General features: G+C 62.1%; 20 protein-coding genes. 6 read left to right on the plus strand and 14 right to left on the minus strand.

The genetic code is table 11. The features are described 5' to 3' along the window. Window position 1: 1 nt before the first annotated feature. From ACN50D_RS23905 to ACN50D_RS23945, 9 genes are read right to left on the minus strand one after another with little or no spacing between them, the layout of a single operon-like run. Window positions 2-1,207 (minus strand): acyl-CoA dehydrogenase family protein, encoded by a 1,206-nt coding sequence (locus tag ACN50D_RS23905; protein ID WP_047271591.1) that lies wholly within the window; start codon window positions 1,205-1,207, stop codon window positions 2-4. 17 nt (window positions 1,208-1,224) lie between these two features. Further along, entirely contained in the window at window positions 1,225-3,435 is a 2,211-nt protein-coding gene (locus ACN50D_RS23910) for an acyl-CoA dehydrogenase (RefSeq protein ID WP_212633857.1), read from the minus strand. 27 nt (window positions 3,436-3,462) lie between these two features. Then, on the minus strand, window positions 3,463-4,593 hold the full coding sequence (locus ACN50D_RS23915) for a steroid 3-ketoacyl-CoA thiolase (protein ID WP_125050230.1): 1,131 nt from the start codon (window positions 4,591-4,593) through the stop codon (window positions 3,463-3,465). Then, the gene (locus ACN50D_RS23920) at window positions 4,590-5,444 is read right to left on the minus strand and encodes an SDR family NAD(P)-dependent oxidoreductase (RefSeq protein WP_058227091.1); all 855 of its coding nucleotides are present in this window, start codon (window positions 5,442-5,444) and stop codon (window positions 4,590-4,592) included. Before ACN50D_RS23920 ends, ACN50D_RS23915 begins: the two co-directional genes overlap by 4 nt. A gap of 1 nt (window position 5,445) precedes the next feature. Further along, window positions 5,446-6,654 carry a DegT/DnrJ/EryC1/StrS family aminotransferase gene (locus ACN50D_RS23925; protein WP_047271586.1) on the minus strand — a complete coding sequence of 403 codons (1,209 nt, stop codon included), beginning with the start codon at window positions 6,652-6,654 and terminating at the stop codon, window positions 5,446-5,448. A gap of 32 nt (window positions 6,655-6,686) precedes the next feature. Further along, entirely contained in the window at window positions 6,687-7,868 is a 1,182-nt protein-coding gene (locus ACN50D_RS23930) for a lipid-transfer protein (protein ID WP_212633856.1), read from the minus strand. Next, window positions 7,865-8,278 (minus strand): acyl dehydratase, encoded by a 414-nt coding sequence (locus tag ACN50D_RS23935; protein ID WP_054831314.1) that lies wholly within the window; start codon window positions 8,276-8,278, stop codon window positions 7,865-7,867. The genes ACN50D_RS23930 and ACN50D_RS23935 overlap by 4 nt, the downstream gene beginning before the upstream one ends. Next, on the minus strand, window positions 8,275-8,703 hold the full coding sequence (locus ACN50D_RS23940; RefSeq protein WP_030535713.1) for a Zn-ribbon domain-containing OB-fold protein: 429 nt from the start codon (window positions 8,701-8,703) through the stop codon (window positions 8,275-8,277). Before ACN50D_RS23940 ends, ACN50D_RS23935 begins: the two co-directional genes overlap by 4 nt. Then, window positions 8,700-9,278: an FAS1-like dehydratase domain-containing protein gene (locus tag ACN50D_RS23945; RefSeq protein ID WP_212633855.1), complete on the minus strand. Its 579-nt coding sequence runs from the start codon at window positions 9,276-9,278 to the stop codon at window positions 8,700-8,702. The genes ACN50D_RS23940 and ACN50D_RS23945 overlap by 4 nt, the downstream gene beginning before the upstream one ends. A gap of 65 nt (window positions 9,279-9,343) precedes the next feature. On the opposite strand from ACN50D_RS23945, the gene ACN50D_RS23950 reads away from it, so the two are divergent. Continuing rightward, window positions 9,344-10,057 (plus strand): TetR/AcrR family transcriptional regulator, encoded by a 714-nt coding sequence (locus tag ACN50D_RS23950; protein WP_172827063.1) that lies wholly within the window; start codon window positions 9,344-9,346, stop codon window positions 10,055-10,057. Here the strand turns inward: ACN50D_RS23950 and ACN50D_RS23955 are convergent. The 4 genes from ACN50D_RS23955 to ACN50D_RS23970 form a co-directional block, all read right to left on the minus strand. After that, window positions 10,044-11,516 (minus strand): MFS transporter, encoded by a 1,473-nt coding sequence (locus ACN50D_RS23955; RefSeq protein ID WP_007731537.1) that lies wholly within the window; start codon window positions 11,514-11,516, stop codon window positions 10,044-10,046. The two genes, ACN50D_RS23950 and ACN50D_RS23955, sit on opposite strands and share 14 nt — an antisense overlap. An 86-nt stretch (window positions 11,517-11,602) precedes the next feature. Beyond that, entirely contained in the window at window positions 11,603-12,172 is a 570-nt protein-coding gene (locus ACN50D_RS23960; protein ID WP_007731538.1) for a TetR/AcrR family transcriptional regulator, read from the minus strand. Beyond that, window positions 12,172-12,792, minus strand: a complete 621-nt coding sequence (recR, locus tag ACN50D_RS23965; protein ID WP_003943917.1) for a recombination mediator RecR — start codon at window positions 12,790-12,792, stop codon at window positions 12,172-12,174. Before recR ends, ACN50D_RS23960 begins: the two co-directional genes overlap by 1 nt. 12 nt (window positions 12,793-12,804) lie before the next feature. Beyond that, complete coding sequence (locus ACN50D_RS23970; RefSeq protein WP_003943929.1) at window positions 12,805-13,143, minus strand: YbaB/EbfC family nucleoid-associated protein; 339 nt, start codon at window positions 13,141-13,143, stop codon at window positions 12,805-12,807. 109 nt (window positions 13,144-13,252) lie between these two features. Here ACN50D_RS23970 and ACN50D_RS23975 point away from each other — a divergent pair, with 109 nt between their 5' ends. From ACN50D_RS23975 to ACN50D_RS23985, 3 genes are all read left to right on the plus strand, one after another. Continuing rightward, window positions 13,253-14,053: an Rv3717 family N-acetylmuramoyl-L-alanine amidase gene (locus ACN50D_RS23975; RefSeq protein ID WP_212633854.1), complete on the plus strand. Its 801-nt coding sequence runs from the start codon at window positions 13,253-13,255 to the stop codon at window positions 14,051-14,053. Between the two features lie 84 nt (window positions 14,054-14,137). Beyond that, a complete protein-coding gene (locus tag ACN50D_RS23980; RefSeq protein WP_030535717.1) occupies window positions 14,138-14,434 on the plus strand; it encodes a hypothetical protein in 297 nt (98 codons plus the stop codon). Next, window positions 14,434-15,945 (plus strand): alpha/beta hydrolase, encoded by a 1,512-nt coding sequence (locus ACN50D_RS23985; protein ID WP_212633853.1) that lies wholly within the window; start codon window positions 14,434-14,436, stop codon window positions 15,943-15,945. Before ACN50D_RS23980 ends, ACN50D_RS23985 begins: the two co-directional genes overlap by 1 nt. 54 nt (window positions 15,946-15,999) lie before the next feature. Here ACN50D_RS23985 and ACN50D_RS23990 read toward each other — a convergent pair whose 3' ends face one another. Continuing rightward, window positions 16,000-16,434, minus strand: coding sequence for an SRPBCC family protein (locus tag ACN50D_RS23990; protein ID WP_212633852.1), 435 nt, complete (start codon window positions 16,432-16,434; stop codon window positions 16,000-16,002). A gap of 338 nt (window positions 16,435-16,772) precedes the next feature. Here ACN50D_RS23990 and ACN50D_RS23995 point away from each other — a divergent pair, with 338 nt between their 5' ends. Beyond that, on the plus strand, window positions 16,773-18,176 hold the full coding sequence (locus ACN50D_RS23995) for an FAD-binding oxidoreductase (RefSeq protein WP_212633851.1): 1,404 nt from the start codon (window positions 16,773-16,775) through the stop codon (window positions 18,174-18,176). Continuing rightward, a complete protein-coding gene (locus ACN50D_RS24000; RefSeq protein ID WP_003943932.1) occupies window positions 18,173-19,474 on the plus strand; it encodes a class I SAM-dependent methyltransferase in 1,302 nt (433 codons plus the stop codon). The genes ACN50D_RS23995 and ACN50D_RS24000 overlap by 4 nt, the downstream gene beginning before the upstream one ends. The last annotated feature ends 32 nt before the right edge of the window (window positions 19,475-19,506 follow it).

The following is a 19,506-nucleotide window of genomic DNA, read 5'->3' on the forward strand; positions in this document are numbered from 1 at the left end:
GTCAGCTCTTTTCGTTCTGTGCAGCGGGCCGGCGACGCGCAGCAAGCGCCATGCCCAGACATTTTGCGGCGACAATTTCACGCATCACTTCGTTGGTACCACCGCCGAAGGTGTTGTTCTGGGCGCGTCGACCCAGGTTCTCGACCCGCCCTTCCAATACCGCTCCGGGTGTGCCGGGGCGCAGTAAGCCCTTGGCGCCCAGCACTTCCTGCAGCATGCCGTACGCACTGACGACGGCTTCGGTACCGAAGATCTTGGCCGCGGCCGAATCCCCGCCGCCCAAGGTGTTGGCGGCGACGTCCGCCACCAGTCGCAGGTTCATCAGGTCGGCAGCACTGAGCAGCGCGTAGACTTCCGCCAATTTCTCACGTACCCAGCCGATGTCGTAGACGTGGCCGTCACCGGCGGGCTCCGTCTTTGCCCACTCGACCACCTCGGCGAAGAGTTCGTTGGCGATGCCACCGCGTGCGGCCAGGGCAACACGTTCGTGGTTGAGCTGGTTGGTGATGAGCTTCCACCCTTGATTGAGCTCACCGACGACATTGGTGATCGGTACCCGAACATCTTCGTAATAGGTGGCCGAAGTGCTGATTCCACCCACGGTGTGAATTTCGGTGACCGAGAAACCCGGCGAGCTGGTCGGCACCAGGACCACGGAAATACCCTGATGCGTCGGCGCGTCAGGATCAGTACGAACGGCAAGCCAGACCCAGTCGGCAAACACACCGGCACTGGTGAAGATCTTGTTGCCGTTGATGACAAGCTCGTCACCCTCGATGCGGGCGCGTGTTTCGAGTGCCGCGAGGTCGGTGCCCGCATTGGGTTCGGTGTAGCCAATGGCAAAGATCAACTCGCCCGCCAGGATCGGACGCAGGAAGAAGTCCTTCTGAGCTTGCGTCCCGTGCTTGATCAGAGCGGGTCCGACGGTGTTCAGCGTGACCAGCGACAGCGGCGCATTGGCGCGAATCACCTCGTCGTAGAACACGTACAGAGCTTCGGGGTTCTCGCCCCGACCGCCGAATTCCTCCGGCCACCCCAAGCCCAGCCAACCGTCTTTACCCATCCGGCGCAGGATGCGATCGAAGACGGGGCCGCCTTCGGTCTGATCCACGAGAGCACGGCGGTCTTCGTCGTTGATGATCTCCGCGAAGTACGCCCGCAATTCCTTGCGCAGAGTCTTCGACTCCTCCGACAAATCCAAGTACATGGTGAAACTCCTAAGATCTACGAACGCGGCAGGCCGAGTACGCGCTGCGCGATGACGTTGAGTTGAATTTCGACGGTTCCGCCGCCGAACAGAATCGAGGGAAGTCCGATGTGGTCTATCGCGTAATTCGCCGACGGGTCGACAACGGCGGCACGAGGTCCGAGCAGTCGCAACAGATCCCGCGAGCCCTCACGCTGCGCCAGGGCGTTGTACACCTTCGACACGCTGATCTCGGAGCCCGGTTCCTGACCCGCCAGTCGCGCCGACACCCCGCGTAGATTCATCGCGGACAGTGCCAACTCACGAGAGATACTGCGGCCGAGGCCCTCCACTGCGTCTTCGCGAGGGCAGTCGTGGCTCGCGTCGGCAATAACCTGACGGAACAGCCGACTCGAACCGTGGTGCAGCGTGCTGCCCATACTCAGGCGTTCGTTGGACAGCGTTGTCGCAGCAAGCTTCCACCCTTGCCCCGGCTCCGCCACCAGGCAGTCGTCCGGGACGAAGACGTCGTCGAGGAATACCTCGTTGAACTCCGACTTACCGGTGGCTTGTTTCAGCGGACGTACGTCGATGCCTTTCGAGGTCATGTCGACCAGGAAGTACGACAGCCCACGATGTTTCGGAGCGTCGGCGTCCGAACGCGCCAGGCATACTCCCCAATCGGCCTCGTGCGCGCCCGAGTTCCACACTTTCTGACCCGACAGGACCCAGCCACCGTCGACCTTGCGCGCTTTCGTGCTCAGACCGGCCAGGTCTGATCCCGCGCCCGGCTCACTGAACAGCTGGCACCAGATGATGTCGGCGCGCAGCGAAGGCTCGACGAACCTGTCCTGCTGCTCGGCGTTGCCGTGTTCGAGAATCGTGGGCAGCACCCATTCCCCGATCACCGTGGAGGGTTGAGCCCAACCTCGCATCGCGAATTCGTGTGCGATGACGGCCTGTTCTCTCGGTCCTGCTCCCAGCCCGTACGGCGCCCGATAGTGCGGGGCTACCAGTTTGGCGTCGGCAAATCGGGCGCGTCGAGCGCTCCCCTTGGCCGGCGCCCAACTGGCGCTGGTGGTTCCGTCGTCGGGCAGCAGCGCAACCTCGTCCAGAACCCTGCGAACCTGCTCTCGTAATTCAGGCAGCATGTCCGGGTCTACAAAGGAGAAATCCCGTTCCGAATCGGCGGACCGGTCTCCCAACGTGTGTGCCCACTTCACCTCGGAACCCGCCACCGCAGCGATACTGATTGCCCGGCGCCAGTACAGATGCGCGTCATGTTCCCAGGTGAATCCGATTCCGCCGAGCAACGTGACACATTCGAGGGCGTTCTCGATGCCGACCGGCAAAGCGGCCAACGCTGCTTGAGCCGAGACAAGTCTGTGCTGATCCTCGCCGTGCTCTTCGGACCGAGCCGCGTCCCACGCTGCGGCACAGGCAATCTCGGAGCGGACCAGCATCATGGCCGCCTTGTGCTGAACTGCCTGGAAGCTTCCGACCGGACGGCCGAACTGCTGCCGGGACTTCACGTAGTTGACCGCGGTGCGTAGCGCCCACCCGGCGATACCGCTCGCCTCCGCAGCCAACACCGTGTTGACGATCAGTTCGACTCGGTGCGCCTGGAGACCTTCGACGATCAGCCCAGCGTCGACCTTGTGGTCGGTCAACGTCAGTGTCCCGATCGAGCGTGTCAGATCCACTCCGTCTTCGACCTCCACCGCAGCGGAAGACGACTGCTCGAGCCGGAACCACAACTCGCCGTCTTCGCTGTTCGCTTGCACGAGAACGACATCAGCTCCGGGTAGACCTAGAGCCGGGTCGGCAGAACCGCTCACGGTCCACCCTGCATCGCTGCGAGCCGCGCGCAATCCCACGCCGGTGCAGACTGCTCCGGTTGCACCGGCAGCCAATTCGGTCAGCATTGATTCCGCAGCCGGGCCGGCAGCTTTTGCGAGGATCCCACTGGCGATGACCGTCGGAACGTACGGTCCCGGGTAAAGCGCATCACCCAATTGCTCGACTACCACCGCCAGTTCGGCAAGACCTGCCCCGTCACCGCCGTACTGCTCCGGCAGGTGCACTGCGTGCAGTCCCTGACGGACCAATCCATCCCACGAGTCCGGCCGATCACCGGCGGCGTACCGCTTGACGTTGCTGCGCGTGTCGGCGATTCCACCGAAGCGGTTCGCGAATGCGGCTACCGCTTCCGCCAGGTCACGGTGATCTTCGAGCAGGGGCAGTGCCATGGCAGGTTCCTCAATCTTCGGTTCTTGTCAGATGCGTTCGAGAATCAGGCAGGTGGTTGCGGCGGACGCGCAGATCGCGATCAGTGCGATGGACTTGTCCCGGCGCTCCAGTTCGTCGATGACATTGGCCAACAGTCTGATTCCGGTTGCACCGGCCGGATGGCCCAGTGCGATTGCACCACCGTTGACGTTCAGCAATTCGGGATCGACGCCGTGAACCTGCGCGAACGACATCGGTACCGAAGCAAATGCCTCGTTGACCTCGAACAGGTCGATGTCGTCGATCGTCAGACCGGTGCGGCCGAGCACGATGTTTGCCGCGTCCACGGGACCGTCGAGCATGAACTCGATGTCTCCGCCGATGACGCACTGCGCCAATATCTTTGCCCGCGGCCGCACGCCGAGCATCCTGGCTCGATCCTCGGACATCAGCAGAGCGGCACTCGCACCGTCCGAGACCTGCGAAGACGTTCCAGCGGTGTGCAATCCGCCCTCTTGAACGGTCCGCAGTTTCGCGAGTCCTTCGAGACTCGATTCGCGCAGACCCTGATCCCGATGAACCGGAGCGTCAGAGCCCGGAGCGACCACATCGATGATGTGCGAGTCGAAGCGTCCTGCCTCCCATGCTGCTGCGGCTCGCTGCTGCGAGCGCAGCCCGAAGGAGTCGAGATCCTCGCGGCTGAAACCGCGCTTGACAGCAATCCGATCGGCCGCGGTGTACTGGTCGACGGTATCGAGTGACCACGACTCCGGACGCGGTGTTCCGAGGCCGGTACCCACCTTGTAGGTGAGTGGTGCCCGCGACATCAACTCGACACCACACGCCACACCCACGTCGACTGCACCGATGGCAATCTGCCCGGCAATCAACTGCACCGATTGCTGCGCGGTTCCGCACTGCGCGTCGATCGTGGTGCAGCCCGCCTCCAACGGAAGGCCCGCATGCATCCAGGACGTACGCACGATGTTTCCGAACTGCTCACCGAGAGGCGTCACACAGCCGCCGATGACCTGGTCGACCGCGTCAGGATCCACGCCCACCCGATCCAGCACGCCTTTCTGCGCATAACCCAACAGTTCCGCCGCGTGGACTCCGGACAGCCAACCCTCACGCTTGCCGAACGGCGTTCGTGCTGCGTCCACGATGACGGGCTTCATGCCAACTCCTCGGTTCGTAATGCTGGGTTCTCCGGTAATGCTGCGCCGTCCAGACCACGCACGGTCAGGGACCACTCGTCGATCAGGTCCAAGCTGACGCTCGAGCGCGCGGTGAACTCGGTGTCGCAATCACACAGCGCTGTGACCGCTTCCACCATTTCTTCCATAGATTCGACCTGATCCGGCCGGATAGTCTCACCGACCAGGACTCTGGCGCCCTCACTGAGCACCGCTGCCCGCGGTTGAACCGTGTTGACGCGAACCCCCTGGCCGTAGAGTTCCACGCCCATGCCGTTGCTCATCCTGTTGAGCGCTGCTTTGGAGGCGCCGTACACGGTCATGGCAGTTCCCGGTTCGACCCACGTGAACGGCGGGCCATGCCACGGTTTGACGGTGCCACTGGACACGTTCACGATCCAGCCGTGTCCGTTTGCCACCATCCCCGGCACCACGGCTTGCATCAGATCGAGCGGTGCATGGACATTTGCCTCGAACATCAACCGTCGCCGCCGCAGTGGGTAATCCGAGAGCGGCTGATAGATCGCCGCTGCCGCGTTGTTCACCAGGATGTCGATCGTCCCGCCAAGCTTCTCGATCGCCAGCGGCACAACGGTGTCGCGCTGCTGCTCGTCCGTCAGATCTGCGACAACTATCTCGACTTTGTTTCCGTACTTGGCAATTCGAGCCGCAGTCTCTTCGAGACTGCCCGGCAGGGTTGCATGCGTGCCGAGCGTCCGGGCCACGAGAGCGACGTCAGCGCCTTCCGCTGCCAGCCTCTCTGCGACGCCTGCACCGATTCCGCGGCTGGAACCGGTGACAAGCGCTCGGCGTCCTTCGAAGCGATCGGTCATGCTACTTCCACTTCGCAGCGAAGCGATTGATGCTCTCCGCAATCCGAGCAACTTCGTCGTCACGCAAACCGTGGCTCATGCCGAGTGTCATGCCGCGGGCAAAAACTGCGTCCGCTTCCGGCAAACCTTCGGCCGGCTGGCGAAATTCGATGTTGTTCATCATGGGGTGACGAGTGACGTTGCCGCTCCACACAGTTCGGGTGTCGATGCCGTCGGCCTCGATGGCTTCCTGCAGGTCGCTGCGCGTGAAGGGGGCGTTCTCGTTGATCATCACCGGGTAACACAGCCACGCCGTGTCGAGACCGTCGAGTTCTACCGGCGTCGTGAAGAATTCAGGATGGGCGCCGTATGCCGCCGAGAAGGCCGCAAATGTTGCCTTACGCGTCTTGTAGTTCTGTTCCAGCTTGTCGAGCTGCACGACGCCGTATGCTGCGCCGAGTTCGGAGGGCTCGAAGTTCCACGACATGAGCTCGAAGATGAAGTCGTTGTCGTAGTCGACGCCGTCGAGTTCTTCACGGAAGACTCGGCCGGACTTGGTACTGCCGAACAGGTTCGGCTCGCTACGACGGCCCCAGCGGCGAAGCAGCAAAGCCTTGTCACGGCTGGCTTCGTCGTCGACGCACACCATTCCACCGGTTCCCGCGCACGTGATGATGTGTGCCATCGAGAAACTGGTGACGACGATGTCCGCCCGAGACCCGGTGGGAGTACCGCGGAGCGTGGCCCCGATCGCGTCACACGAATCCTCGATCACCTTGAGTCCATGGCGATCAGCGATATCACGAATGACGTCCCAGTCCGGGCAGTTGCCGGCGAGGTTCGGCATCAGGATGGCTCCGGTCTTTTCGGTGACCATTGCCTCGATCTTGGTGACGTCGACGTTGAACGTGTTGGGTTCCACGTCCACGAACACCGGCACCAGACCGGCACGCACGATCGGTGCGATATCGGTGGAGAACGTCAACGGCGACGTGATGATCTCGCTTCCCGCAGGCAGTCCGAGCAGCTCGACTGCCAAGTACAAACCCGAGGATCCCGAGTTGCACATGACGCCGAACTTCTTGCCGGCCAAGGCCGCGATACGTTCTTCCATCTCGAAGACGTTCTTGCCGATGCGCAATCCTTGATGCCCGCTGCGCAAGACGTCGACAACAGCCTGTATTTCTTCCTCGCCGTGGGTGGCCCTGGCGTAGGTGATCCGCTCGCTCATCTTGTTCCTGCTTTCTCGAATAGGCGGCAGATTCAGCGATCTGCCGAGAGGACGAGCGCACTGTGCGGGACGGGAGAGCCGCCGGTCACGAGCACGTTGTCCAGAGTTTGGGTCGGTTGATTGGTGGAGGTGCCGCGGATCAGGCGAACACCTTCGGCAATACCGTTGACGCCGTGGATGTATCCCTCACCGAGTTGACCGCCGTGGGTGTTGATCGGCAGGCGACCGTCCAGCTCGAGATTGCCGTCGGCGATGAAGTCTTTTGCCTCGCCCCGACCGCAGAATCCGTACTCCTCGAGTTGAAGCAGAACCATCGGGGTGAACGCGTCGTAGAGAATTGCGGCATCGATGTCGTCCGGCCCGATACCGGCCTGGTCCCACAGTTGGCGCGCCACGAGTTCGACTTCCGGCATGCTGTCGATGTCGTCTCGGTAGTAGCTGCTCATCGAAATCTGTTGCGGACCTACACCTTGCGCAGCGCCACTGATGACCACAGGTTTGTGCGGCAGGTCGCGGGCGCGCTCCGCACTGACGATCACCAGCGCCTGTCCGCCGTCACTTTCCTGGCAGCAGTCGAGCAGGCGGATGGGATCGGCGATCATGCGTGAGTTCTGATGGTCCTCGATAGTGATCGGGCGTTCGTAGAACCAGGCCTTGGGGTTGTTCGCCGCATGCTTGCGTGAGAGGACCGAGATCTGACCGAAGTCGGCGCTTGTTGCCCCGTACTTGTGCATGTACAGCTTGGCGAGGAAGGCTTCCTGCTGCGCCGGGGTCAGAAGCCCGTACGGGTTGATCCAGTTCCGATACTCCTGGTCCGTCGACGCGTTGTACGCAAAAGGTGGTGGCCCGGCGCCGAATCGGTGGCCGGATCTTTCGTTGAAGGCGCGGTAGACGACCACAACGTCTGCAACTCCGCTGGAGACGGCAAGCGCTGCTTGTTGAACCGGTGCACAGGCACCGCCGCCGCCGTGTGGAATACGACTGAAAAACGTCAGTTCCGGGATCCCGAGGGCACGTGCGACCGCAATCTCGGGATTGTTCTCCATGGTGAACAGCGCAAATCCGTTCACCTCTTCTGCCTCGATGTGCGCGTCGTCGAGTGCGGCGATCACAGATTCGCACGCCAACTGCCATTCGCTACGGCCGGAGTTCTTGGAGAACTCGGTGGCGCCGATTCCGGCGATGGCTGCTTGCCTCGAAAATCCTCGTGTCATGCGATTACCCTTTCCACCGGTTCGAGAGTCACGTCGGCCGTCACGTGTGTTCCGCGGGCGTTTTTCCCGAGAACCGTCACGGTGAGAGCCCGGCCGTCTGTGGCGGTGACCTCGCCGGTGAATGTCATGGTGTCTCCGGGAAAGTTCGGAACACCAAGCCGTAGTGATGTTTTGACGATCCGTGATGCCGGGCCGGACCAGTCGGTGATGTAGCGGTCGATGAGCCCGTTGGTGGTGTTGATGCTCATGAAGATGTCGGGAGTTCCGCGCTCCTGTGCCTTGCCCGGATCGTGATGCACGTCCTCGAAATCCTGAGAAGAGATCGCGGTGGCGACGATCAGCGTTCGATCCAACGGCAATTCGAGGCTGGGGAGGACCGAACCCACTTCGCAGTCAATCAGTTTCGTCATTGCACCGAACCCCGTCGCCTCAGTTGCGGCAGCATCTCGCCGTGAGCGTGCTCGGAGAAGGTCACTTCGAGTTCCATGCCGAAGTCGAGTTCCTCGTGATCGATCCCCGCGATGTCGGCAACCAGACGCGTGCCTTCTTCGAGATCGACGAGTCCGACGGCGAGTGGGTACTCGAAAGCAGGATCCTTCGGGTGATGGATGACCGTGAAGCTGTGCAACGTGCATCGCCGCGTGGATTCGACTGTGTCCCAACTGAACGAGCGGCATTCCGGGCACGCGGGTGCGGGTGGATGGCGCAGCGTCTTGCAATCCGCACACCGTTGGATCTCGAGGCGGCCCTCTTTGGCCGCGGAGAAGAAGAAATCGTTGTCGTCGGTGACGGTGAGTCTCGGAACAGCGGTGTTGCGGGAGCCAGTCTCGCTCATGCGATTACCTCCTGGACTTCGAGTTGGGTACCTGTCTGGGCATCTGGTTTGAACCTGAGCAATCGAAAACGCTCTTCGACCAGTGTCTTTCCGCCCTGGTCGACGTACTTCTTGAACAGAGTGATGAAGCACCCGTGACCGAGAGCCGTCTGTTTGAACGGCGAGATCGCTTCGATGGTGAAATGCGCGGTGACGTGGTCACCGGGGCTCAGCTCCGCGAAATACTCCTGCTCGACGTTGGTCGCGACAACGGAGGTGTATCCGGCCTCGTCCAACAGCGCCAGCAGTCGTGAATAGGCGAAGTCCTCGGAGACTCCGTCGGCACGAAGTTGCTGGACCTGCCGATAACGTCGGTAACCCGCCATCACCCAGGTCGAGATCATGGCGGGCGGACAGACGACGTCTCGACGACCGGTACTGCGGGCGGCCTCGGCGTCGACGTAGATCGGGTTGCGGTCGTCGTGCGCCTCGACCCAGTGGCGGATCATCGCCTCGTTGACGGCGTAGCGGGCGACGCGGGGTGGTTCGGCCTCTGCGCCGATGAAATTCGGAAACTGCGTCTGCAGGCTCTGCACTGAAATCCTCCGTGAACGAAAGTTGAGCAAGCGCTTGATTTTGAAGCTAGCATAGGAATCCGGAAGTGGAAACACGCGATCTCACCGACGAATTGGTTCGAGCCGGAGCTATCAGGCAGGATTGCGCTACGTTCGACGCCGGCAGCCCGGCACCCCCGAAACCCTGCCCTGAGCAGGACCGACAACCAGTGGAGATTTCAGTGGCATCACCAGATCGTCGGGAGAAGATCCTGGAGAGCTCAGCCGAGCTGTTTGCCAGAAAGGGTGTCGCCACCACGACCGTTCGCGAGATCGGCGACGCCGCCGGTGTGTTCTCGGGCAGCCTTTACCACTACTTCAAGTCGAAGAATGCGATAGTTGCCGAGCTCATGCGCGGCTTCATCACCGACATTCAGCTCCGCTTCGATCAGGTGGAGAAGACGGCAAACGACCCCGAGGAAGTCCTGCGCGGCTTGATCCGCGAGACGCTGGTCGTCATCGAACTACACCCGCACCCGACGGCGATCTACCAGAACGATCGGGCTTATCTTCGCGACAACGATCTCCTGCAATCCGTCGACGGGCCTTCCCGCCAAGTCCGCGAGCATTGGATGAAAGCGATTGCCGAAGGCGTCGATCAGGGAATCTTCCGCAAAGACGTGGCACCGGAAATTTTCTATCGATCGGTACGAGACACCTTGTGGTCGACAACGCATTGGCCGGATCGCCAGAAGTACACCACCGACGAGTTCGCGGATCTGATGATCACGCTCTTCCTCTCGGGATTCAGGGTCGCCTGACCAGATCCGGCAAATCCAGATGTTTCGGGGTTCGTCCCTGCGGCAACAGGATCGACACCGCGAACACGACCACCGCGCAGCCCGCGCACACCAGGTAGGCGACGGAGAATCCGGTCCACGATGTGGAATGTTCCGAACCGCTGATCACGAATGCAGCGAGAATGGTTGCCACCGTCGCACTGCAGATCGTGCTTCCGGACGTCCGCAGAAGTGAGTTCACCCCGTTGGCTGCCGCCAGTCGCTGACGAGGCACGGCAACCAGAATCAGCAGCGAGAGCGTGCTGTAGACGATGGCGGTCCCGACTGCTGTGATGCCCAGTGCTGCAACCACTCCCCACAGCGGCTTACCGGCAACGGCGTGAATCCCGTACCCGCCGGCGAGGAACACGGCACCGGTCAACATCGCGGTCCGTGAACCGAAGCGGTCGGTGATCCGCACCGCAACCGGTGAGAACAGCACCATCGCGATACTCGCCGGAATCTGGCAGAGCGCTGCTGCGATGATCGACAGGCCGTACCCGGCGCCCGGCCCCTTCATCCCCTGGAGGAGTTGTGTAGTGATCAGTGTGTTCCCGAAAAATGCGAACCCGACCAGCAGAGCCGCCAGATGCGGGATCAACACCGCACGTTTCACGAGAGCGCGGACGTCGACCAGCGGATTGACGTTGCGCCGCTGTTGAATTACCCAGAGCGTGAACAGCACCGCCGACGCGGCCAGCATGGAGATCACCGCTCCACTGGTCCACCCCCAACTCGACCCCTGAGTGATCGGCACAAGCAGAGCAATCATCGCGGCGCTCAGACCAACCGCCCCGACGCCGTCGAATCTTCCCGACGGATTCGGCTCGGACTCTCGAATGAACAGCACCGCAGCAAGAGTCACGGACAGCCCGATGGCGGTGGTTACCCAGAACAGGACGTGCCAGTTCGAGTACTGCGCGATCATCGCGGAAAACGGTATGCCCAAAGCGGTTCCGACGCCGAGCGTCGAACTCATCATGGCCACTGCGCCGTTGACCTTGTTGCGTGGCAATTCGTCACGGAGCATGGAGATTCCGATGGGGATGACTGCCGACCCGGCCCCCTGCAACGCTCTCGCGAAGATGAGGACAGCGATGTCCGACGACAGCGCACACAACATCGAGCCGAGAGTCATCATCGAGAAAGCAACCAGAAGCATCTTCTTCTTGCCGAACATGTCGGCGAGTCGACCGAAGATGGGAGTGACGACAGCGCCGACCAGCAGCGTGACGGTCACCAGCCAGGACACGGCCGTGCGTCCAGCGCCGGTGAAGTGCGGCAACTCCGGCAGCAGTGGAACGATGACCGTCTGCAGAACAGCCTGGAACACTGCGGCGGCGACAACGATGGGGAACAGGAAGCGGGAGCGCGGCTGCGCGAGTCCCGCATCGGAGGTGGTGACTGCAGGCGTGCCCGGCGGACGGTCGAGCGTCGTCACCCCACACCGCCTGTTCTCACTAGGTAAATATCCGTTCACCTACATTAGGTGAACGGATATTTACCTAGCAAGAATTGTGACGCCGCTCACCCGTCGAGCAGCTTTTGCACCAGCGGTGCGTACAGCGCAACCACCTCGTCCTGGGTGCCGGTGGCATGGCCGGCCATCATCCGTCGGCGCATGATCGCCACTCCGACCACCATCGACATCGCCAGTTCCGCGCGCAATCTCGCGTCGGGGCCGGACAGGCGAGCGGCGAGGGTGTCGATCATCTGCGTCGAATAGTTCTCGCGCAGCTTGCGGTTGCTCTCTTCACTGACGCCGCTCATGAACAACAAGCTCATGGACAGCGGCTTGTACGACTCCAACGGCTTGGTGAACAGCGAGACCATGCGCTCGCCGAGCGAGTCGTTCGGGGCATCGAAGACCGTGACCGCCGCTGCCCGGAAGTCGACCAACTCGTCGTACAACTGCTCTTTGGAACCGAAGTACTTGATGATCAGAGGCGCGCTGACGCCTGCGTCTTCGGCGATGTCCTTGAGCGTGATTTCGCGGTACGGCCGAGTCGCGAATGCTTTCCCGGCCGACGCGATGATCTGCGCACGCGTCTGCTCGGACGTACGACGCACCTGCTGACCTTGCTCCGTGCCGCTCATCAAGCGTTCCGCGACAATTCACGACGGCCGGACAATGCCCGACCCAGCGTCAACTCGTCTGCGAATTCGAGATCGCCACCCATCGGAAGACCCGAAGCCAACCGAGACACCGTCAGCCCCGGAATGTCTCGCATCATGCGAACGAGATAGGTAGCTGTCGCCTCACCCTCCGTGTTGGGGTCGGTGGCGATGATGACCTCGGACACGTCGACGCCGTCCTCCTGATTTGCGATGCGAGCCAACAACTCCCGGATACGCAACTGGTCAGGCCCGATCCCCGAGAGCGGATTGAGCGCACCGCCGAGCACGTGATAGCGACCCTTGAACTCACGGGTGCGCTCGACGGCCTGGACGTCCTTCGGTTCCTCCACGACGCAGATCACCGTGCGATCGCGACGTGCGTCGGCGCAGATGCGGCACTTCTCCTGATCGGAGACAGTTCCGCACACCGTGCAGAACTGAACGCCGTCACGGATGCGCTGCAATGCATTTTTCAAACGGTCGATCTCGGGAGGCTCCACGGAGAGCAGGTGAAAAGCGATGCGTTGAGCGCTCTTCGGCCCGACTCCGGGAAGCTTCCCGAGTTCGTCGATCAGATCCTGAACCGGACCTTCGTACACGCGTTCTCGTTTCTAGAAGCCGGGGAGACCGGGAAGGCCTCCGCCGAGTCCGCCGGCCAACGGGCCGAGCTTCTCAGCAGCGACTTCCTGTGCCTTGCGCGAAGCGTCCTCGATCGCGCCGATCACCAGATCCTGCAGCGTCTCGACATCTTCGGGGTCGACGACCTTGGGATCGATCTGCAGACCGACAACCTCGCCGGTGCCCTTGACAGTGGCGACAACCAGTCCGCCACCGGCCTGACCGGTCACTTCGGCCTGAGCCATTTCCTGCTGCGCCGCCATCAATTGCTGCTGCATCTGCTGAGCCTGAGCCAACAGAGCAGACATGTCGGGTGCTCCACCTGGTTGCACGAGCGGTCCTTTCTACAGAGTTATCCCCACCAGCGTAGTCGGTGCGCGCTACCGTGAGCGGGTGCGCCGGAACCAGTCAGACACCGTAAAACCGTCAAGAGGGTCAAACATGGCATCACGTGTGTTCCGCTCCACTGCCCTGATCGCCATGGTCGGGGCCGGGCTTCTGAGCGCTGCGTGCACGATTCCGACCGAGACTGCCGAGGCCACGACTTCGGTCGAGGTGTCTCCGCTGAGCACTGTCGCCGCTGACGTCCCCGCTGCGCTCACCGGCAAGGTCGTCTTCCTCGATCCCGGGCACAGCGGGGCGAACGACGACAGCATCAACACCCAGGTCCCCACGGGCCGCGGCGGCACCAAGAACTGCCAGACCACCGGCACCAACACCGATGCCGGGTTCCCCGAGCACACCTTCAACTGGGAAGTCGCGAGCCTGGTCAAGAGCGAACTCGAAGGCCAAGGCGCCACAGTGGTCCTGAGTCGACCGGACGACATCAGCGTCGGATCTTGCGTCGACGCACGCGCCGAAGCTGCCAATTCCTCCGGCGCCGACGTAGTGGTGAGCATTCACGCGGACGGCGCAGCAGCCGGAGCCGAGGGCTTCCACGTCTGCTACTCCGCGCCCCCGCTGAACACGGTGCAGGCCGGCCCGTCCGTCGCCTTTGCCGAAACCATGCGCGACTCACTCGTCACCGCCGGGCTCACCCCGTCGACCTACATCGGTGACGACGGGCTGGCACCACGCGCCGATCTGACGGGACTCAATCTGTCGCAGCGGCCGTCGATTCTGGTCGAACTCGGCAACATGCGAAATGCCGACGAGGCAGCGCGCATGACGAGCCCGGACGGTCAGCAGGAATATGCGTCCGCCGTCACCAGCGGAGTCACCGCCTTCCTCACAACCCCCTGACCTGTCTTCTGTGGAGAAATTCCACTTGTCCACAGGTATGTCGGCACCGCCGAGGTAGCCCGCTCACCTGGATACGGTTCTGCCATGGGGCCGATACTTCAGGTAGATTTCGCTGCTCTGCAGCAACTTTCAGCTGATCTGTCTCGAATTGCGGATCAGATCTCGGGGATCGATTCCGCCGGCCCGATTTTCGAAGCCGCGGCGGCCCTGAACTCGTCCGCTGTCGCGGCTGTGTCGACTGGGAATGCCGGCATCATCGCCGACGCGTACCGGCACCTGGCTACGCAATTGGGACTCATGGCGTCGGGAACCGCTGCCGCAGCACGTCTGTACGACGCTGCCGAGGGCGAAGTGGTGTCCGAACTGCGCGGAGCCTACTGATGCAGCCCACCGTCTCTCAGCTTCGAACGTGGTCACCGGAGAAATTGCGCACAAGCGCTTCGGAACTGATCGACATCGACCGGCAGATCGAAGTCCTCAGCAATGACGCCGGACGCAGCATCGACGCCGTCCGCGAATTCTGGCAGGGACAAGCGTCGAGCGCAGCCGCAGTGCAGTGGTCTGGCATCTCGCTTTCCTCGTCGCGGCTGTCGATTGCAGTTCGCGTAGTTGCGGATCTGTATGGCGGAGCGTCCAATACGATCGGTGCGGCGCGAAAATCAGTTCTGGACCTGGTCGAGGAGGCGACTCTCGAACACGGCTTGACGGTGTCAGACAGTGGAGCGGTATCGGCACCTGAGACGAAGCAGCCATGGAATCTGGCCGACGCCATGCAAGATTCCGAAAACGCCACGGCTGCAAAGGTTTTTCAGCAGAAGATCTCCACTGCATTGACGGCACTCGACGACGAAGACAACCGGGCCGCGACTGCTCTGCGTGCGGCCTTCCGAGAGATCGGATCACACCTTGGCAATCAGCCTGATCGCCTCGACCGCACTGTCGTCGACATCCTCGACGGGAGGTCGACACTCCCCGGGACACCAACGGAGCTACACCGACTCTGGGAATCGCTCACGCCCAACGAGAAAGACGCGTTGGCGAGGTGGGATCCGTCCATCGGTAGCCGCGACGGCCTTCCCGCCCTCGACCGGGACTACTACAACCGGCGGTACCTCTCTGCGCTCGAGCAGTTGCCGGATCGAACGGTAGCTGCCGGATACACGGCCGTGCGCGGCGAACTTCGACCGGACACGTTCCTTCTCTCGGTCACGGATGGGCATGCCGTCGTGGCAGTCGGTAATCCCGATGCCGCCGGCAACGTCGCAACACTGGTTCCCGGAACCGGCTCCGGGCTGTCGGGCGTCGGCGGAGACCTGCAACGAACCAAGGCCATGTACGACGCGTCCGTAAGGGCAGCACCGACGGAAGCCACATCAGTGATCCTGTGGTCCGGATACGACGCTCCCCCAGGCATTCCCGACGCAGCATCGGATCGGTACGCCACCTCCGCAGCGCCGAGGCTCGACAGCTTCCAGGACGGGTTACGAACCTCGCATGACGGTCCGCCTTCGCACAACGTGGTGATCGGTCATTCCTACGGCAGCACCGTCGTCGGTGCCGCGACTACCCGTGGCGCTTCTCTCGACGTCGACGAACTGGTTTTTGTCGCAAGCCCCGGCGTCGATGCCGAGCGCGTGAACGAACTGAGCCTGGACGGCGTCGACTCGGACGAGGTGGCGCGCCATGTTCATTCGACGACGGCCTTCTGGGATCCGGTCCAATTGATCCCCACGATCCTCGGAGTCCACGGGTTCGACCCGTCGGATCCGGAATTCGGCGCGCAGGTATTCACCGGATCTCCCGGGGAGCCTGGGTTCGGAGTTCACAGCGATTACTGGGAAAGCGGAAACCCCGCACTCACCGAATTCGGACGGATCATTACCGGCCCATGAAAGAAGGCGCCGTACCGGTGAAGGTACGACGCCATCTCGGTGATGCAGGATCGGTTAGACGAGTTCGCGCTTGAGGTTGTCCAGGACCTGGGCCTGGATGCGCTGCAGACCCTTCGGAGCGAACGTGCGCTCGAAGAAGCCGCCGATACCGGTGGCACCCTGCCACTGGGTGAGCGTCGTCACCGTCGTTCCCGTGCCGTTGGGGGCAACGGTCCAGGTGGTGACGAGGCTGGAGTTCGCGTCCTTCTCGGTGATGACGTTGCCGTCGACCGTCACTGTCGCCTTGACGTTGCGCGAGCGCTTTTCCGTCGCCTTGAGCGTCCACTGCGCGACGGTTCCGTCACCCTGGCCACCTTCGACGACCTTGTAGTCGAGGTACTGCTCGGACAGGATTCGCGGGCGAACCGTCTCGTAGTCCGAGAGCGCCGTGAGCACCTTGTCGGGTGCTGCTGTGACGACTGTCGAACTCATTGCATTGACCTGACCCATATGCCCTACGTCTCCTTGCTCGACCAACGCGGCTCGATACCGCGAATGACTACCCGAATCCGCACCTCGAACTGCGCAGATATTCCTTTCCATACTGCCTGCTGCGCCCGGGTATCTCGACCATCTACCCATTCCGTGTGAGCTGGTTCACCACTCGGAGCATTTACCGAGTTCGATTGCAACAACTCGATCAAATTCGGGCATTAATACCCCTCCGGATAGCTTGCACACGCAACTACCGATAGCGTCAGGGTGTGACTCTCTCGTTCAATGGGGTAGTTCAGAAGTTAGATCGAATCCGGACAAAGCAAGGCCCGGGTTCCGATGCTGCGCGTGAAATGGGGTTCGAGCAGCACAGAGAAGGCGTCGAACGCCTACTCGCGTCATACCGCGCCATTCCCGCCGATGCTTCTGTACGCCTGGCAAAGAAGACATCCAATCTGTTCCGCGCTCGCGCCAAGACGTCGGCCCCCGGCCTCGACGTCAGCGGTCTGGCAGGTGTCATCGCCGTCGATGCGCCGGCGCGCACAGCCGACGTCGCCGGCATGTGCACGTACGAGGACCTCGTCGACGCGACGCTGCCCTACGGGCTGGCGCCCCTGGTCGTGCCTCAACTCAAGACCATCACCCTGGGCGGTGCGGTGACCGGCCTGGGCATCGAGTCCACCTCGTTCCGTAACGGCCTGCCGCACGAGTCGGTACTCGAAATCGACGTACTGACCGGAAGCGGCGAGATCATCACCGCAACACCGGACGGCGAACACGCCGAACTGTTCTTCGGTTTCCCCAATTCCTACGGCACCCTTGGCTATTCGACGCGATTGAAGATCGCACTCGAACCCGTCAAGAAGTACGTCGCCTTGCGCCACGTGCGCTTCGATTCGTTGAAGAAACTCGAAGAAACGATGGATCGCATCGTCACCGAGCGCGAGTACGACGGGATCGCCGTCGACTATCTCGACGGGGTGGTCTTCACCGATTCCGAGAGCTACCTCACACTCGGCGTGCAAACCGACGAGGAAGGCCCGGTCAGCGATTACACCGACCAGGACATCTTCTACCGGTCGATCCAGCATTCGTCACTCACCCAGCCCAAGACGGATCGCTTGACCATTCGCGACTACCTGTGGCGCTGGGACACCGACTGGTTCTGGTGCTCACGAGCTTTCGGTGCACAGAACCCGAAGATCCGGCGCTTCTGGCCCAAGCAGTACCTGCGCAGCAGCTTCTACTGGAAGCTGATCGCCCTCGACCACAAGTACGACATCGGAGATCGCCTCGAAAAGCGCAAGGGCAAGCCCCCGCGCGAACGCGTCGTCCAGGACGTCGAGGTACCCATCGAACGAACCGCGGACTTCGTCTCGTGGTTCCTCGAGGAAATCCCGATCGAACCACTGTGGTTGTGCCCGTTGCGTCTTCGTGAGCCAAGCCCGGCCGCCGCTTCTGCATCACGGCCGTGGCCCCTCTACCCCCTCGAACCCAAGCGCACCTACGTCAACATCGGCTTCTGGTCTTCGGTGCCGATCGTTCCCGGTGAGCGCGAGGGGGCAGCAAATCGACTGATCGAAGAAAAGGTCAGCGATTTCGACGGACACAAATCGCTCTACTCCGACTCCTACTACTCGAAGGAAGACTTCGAGGAGCTGTACTACGGCGGCGACCGGTACATCGGACTCAAGGAACGCTACGACCCGAAATCCCGTTTATTGGATCTATTCTCTAAGGCGGTGCAACGTAAATGACCACGTTCAAAGACTCCAAAAGCCAGGACAAGCTCTCTATTGCCGAGATTCTCGAGACGCTTTCCGACGGCATGCTGCCGCTTCGATTCACCGCGTACGACGGCAGCACCGCCGGCCCCGAAGATGCCGACTACGGACTGCACCTCAAGTCGACTCGCGGAACCACTTATCTCGCAACAGCTCCCGGTGACCTCGGCATGGCCCGCGCGTACGTCTCCGGCGATCTCGAAGCCGAGGGTGTCCACCCCGGTGATCCGTACGAGATCCTGCGCATCATGGGTGACGAACTCCACCTCAAGCGCCCGTCCGCACTGACGCTCGCCAGCATCACGCGCTCCCTGGGCTGGGATCTGTTGCGGCCCATCGCCCCGCCGCCCCAGGAACATCTCCCTCGCTGGCGTCGCGTCGCAGAAGGACTGCGTCACTCCAAGACTCGTGACGCCGAAGTCATCCATCACCACTACGACGTCTCCAACACCTTCTACGAGTACGTCCTCGGCCCGTCCATGACGTACACCTGTGCCGCTTACGACAATGCGGAACAGACGCTCGAAGAAGCCCAGGAGAACAAGTACCGCCTGGTGTTCGAGAAGCTCGGACTCCAGAAGGGTGATCGACTTCTCGACATCGGCTGCGGCTGGGGCTCGATGGTCCGCTACGCGGCCAGGCGCGGCGTCAAGGTGATCGGCGTGACTCTCTCTCGCGAGCAAGCGGATTGGGCACAGAAGGCCATCGAGGACGAGGGCCTCGCCGATCTCGCCCAGGTCCGTTTCTCCGACTACCGCGACGTGGCCGAGACCGGATTCGACGCAGTGTCCTCCATCGGCCTGACCGAGCACATCGGCGTCGGAAACTACCCGGCGTACTTCGAGTTTCTCAAGGGCAAGCTGCGTGAGGGTGGGCGTCTGCTCAACCACTGCATCACCCGTCCGGACAATCGAAGCAGCGCCAAGGCAGGCGGATTCATCGACCGGTACGTATTCCCTGACGGGGAGCTCACCGGTTCGGGTCGCATCATCTCCGAGATCCAGAACGTCGGCCTCGAGGTGCGTCACGAAGAAAACCTTCGCGAGCACTACGCACTGACGCTCGCCGGATGGTGCCAGAATCTCGTCGACAACTGGGACGCGTGCGTCGCCGAGGTCGGCGAAGGAACCGCCCGCGTCTGGGGCCTGTACATGGCCGGCTCACGACTCGGGTTCGAGCGCAATGTCGTTCAGCTGCACCAGGTTCTGGCCGTAAAGCTCGGCCCCAAGGGTGAGGCGCATGTGCCGCTTCGCCCGTGGTGGAAGGCCTAGGGGCAAAGCCCCTGTGCGCCTTTTTGGTAGTC

This window comes from Rhodococcus sp. SB1D, assembly GCF_048573875.1.
In the GTDB taxonomy this organism is placed as follows: Bacteria; Actinomycetota; Actinomycetes; order Mycobacteriales; family Mycobacteriaceae; genus Rhodococcus_F; species Rhodococcus_F qingshengii.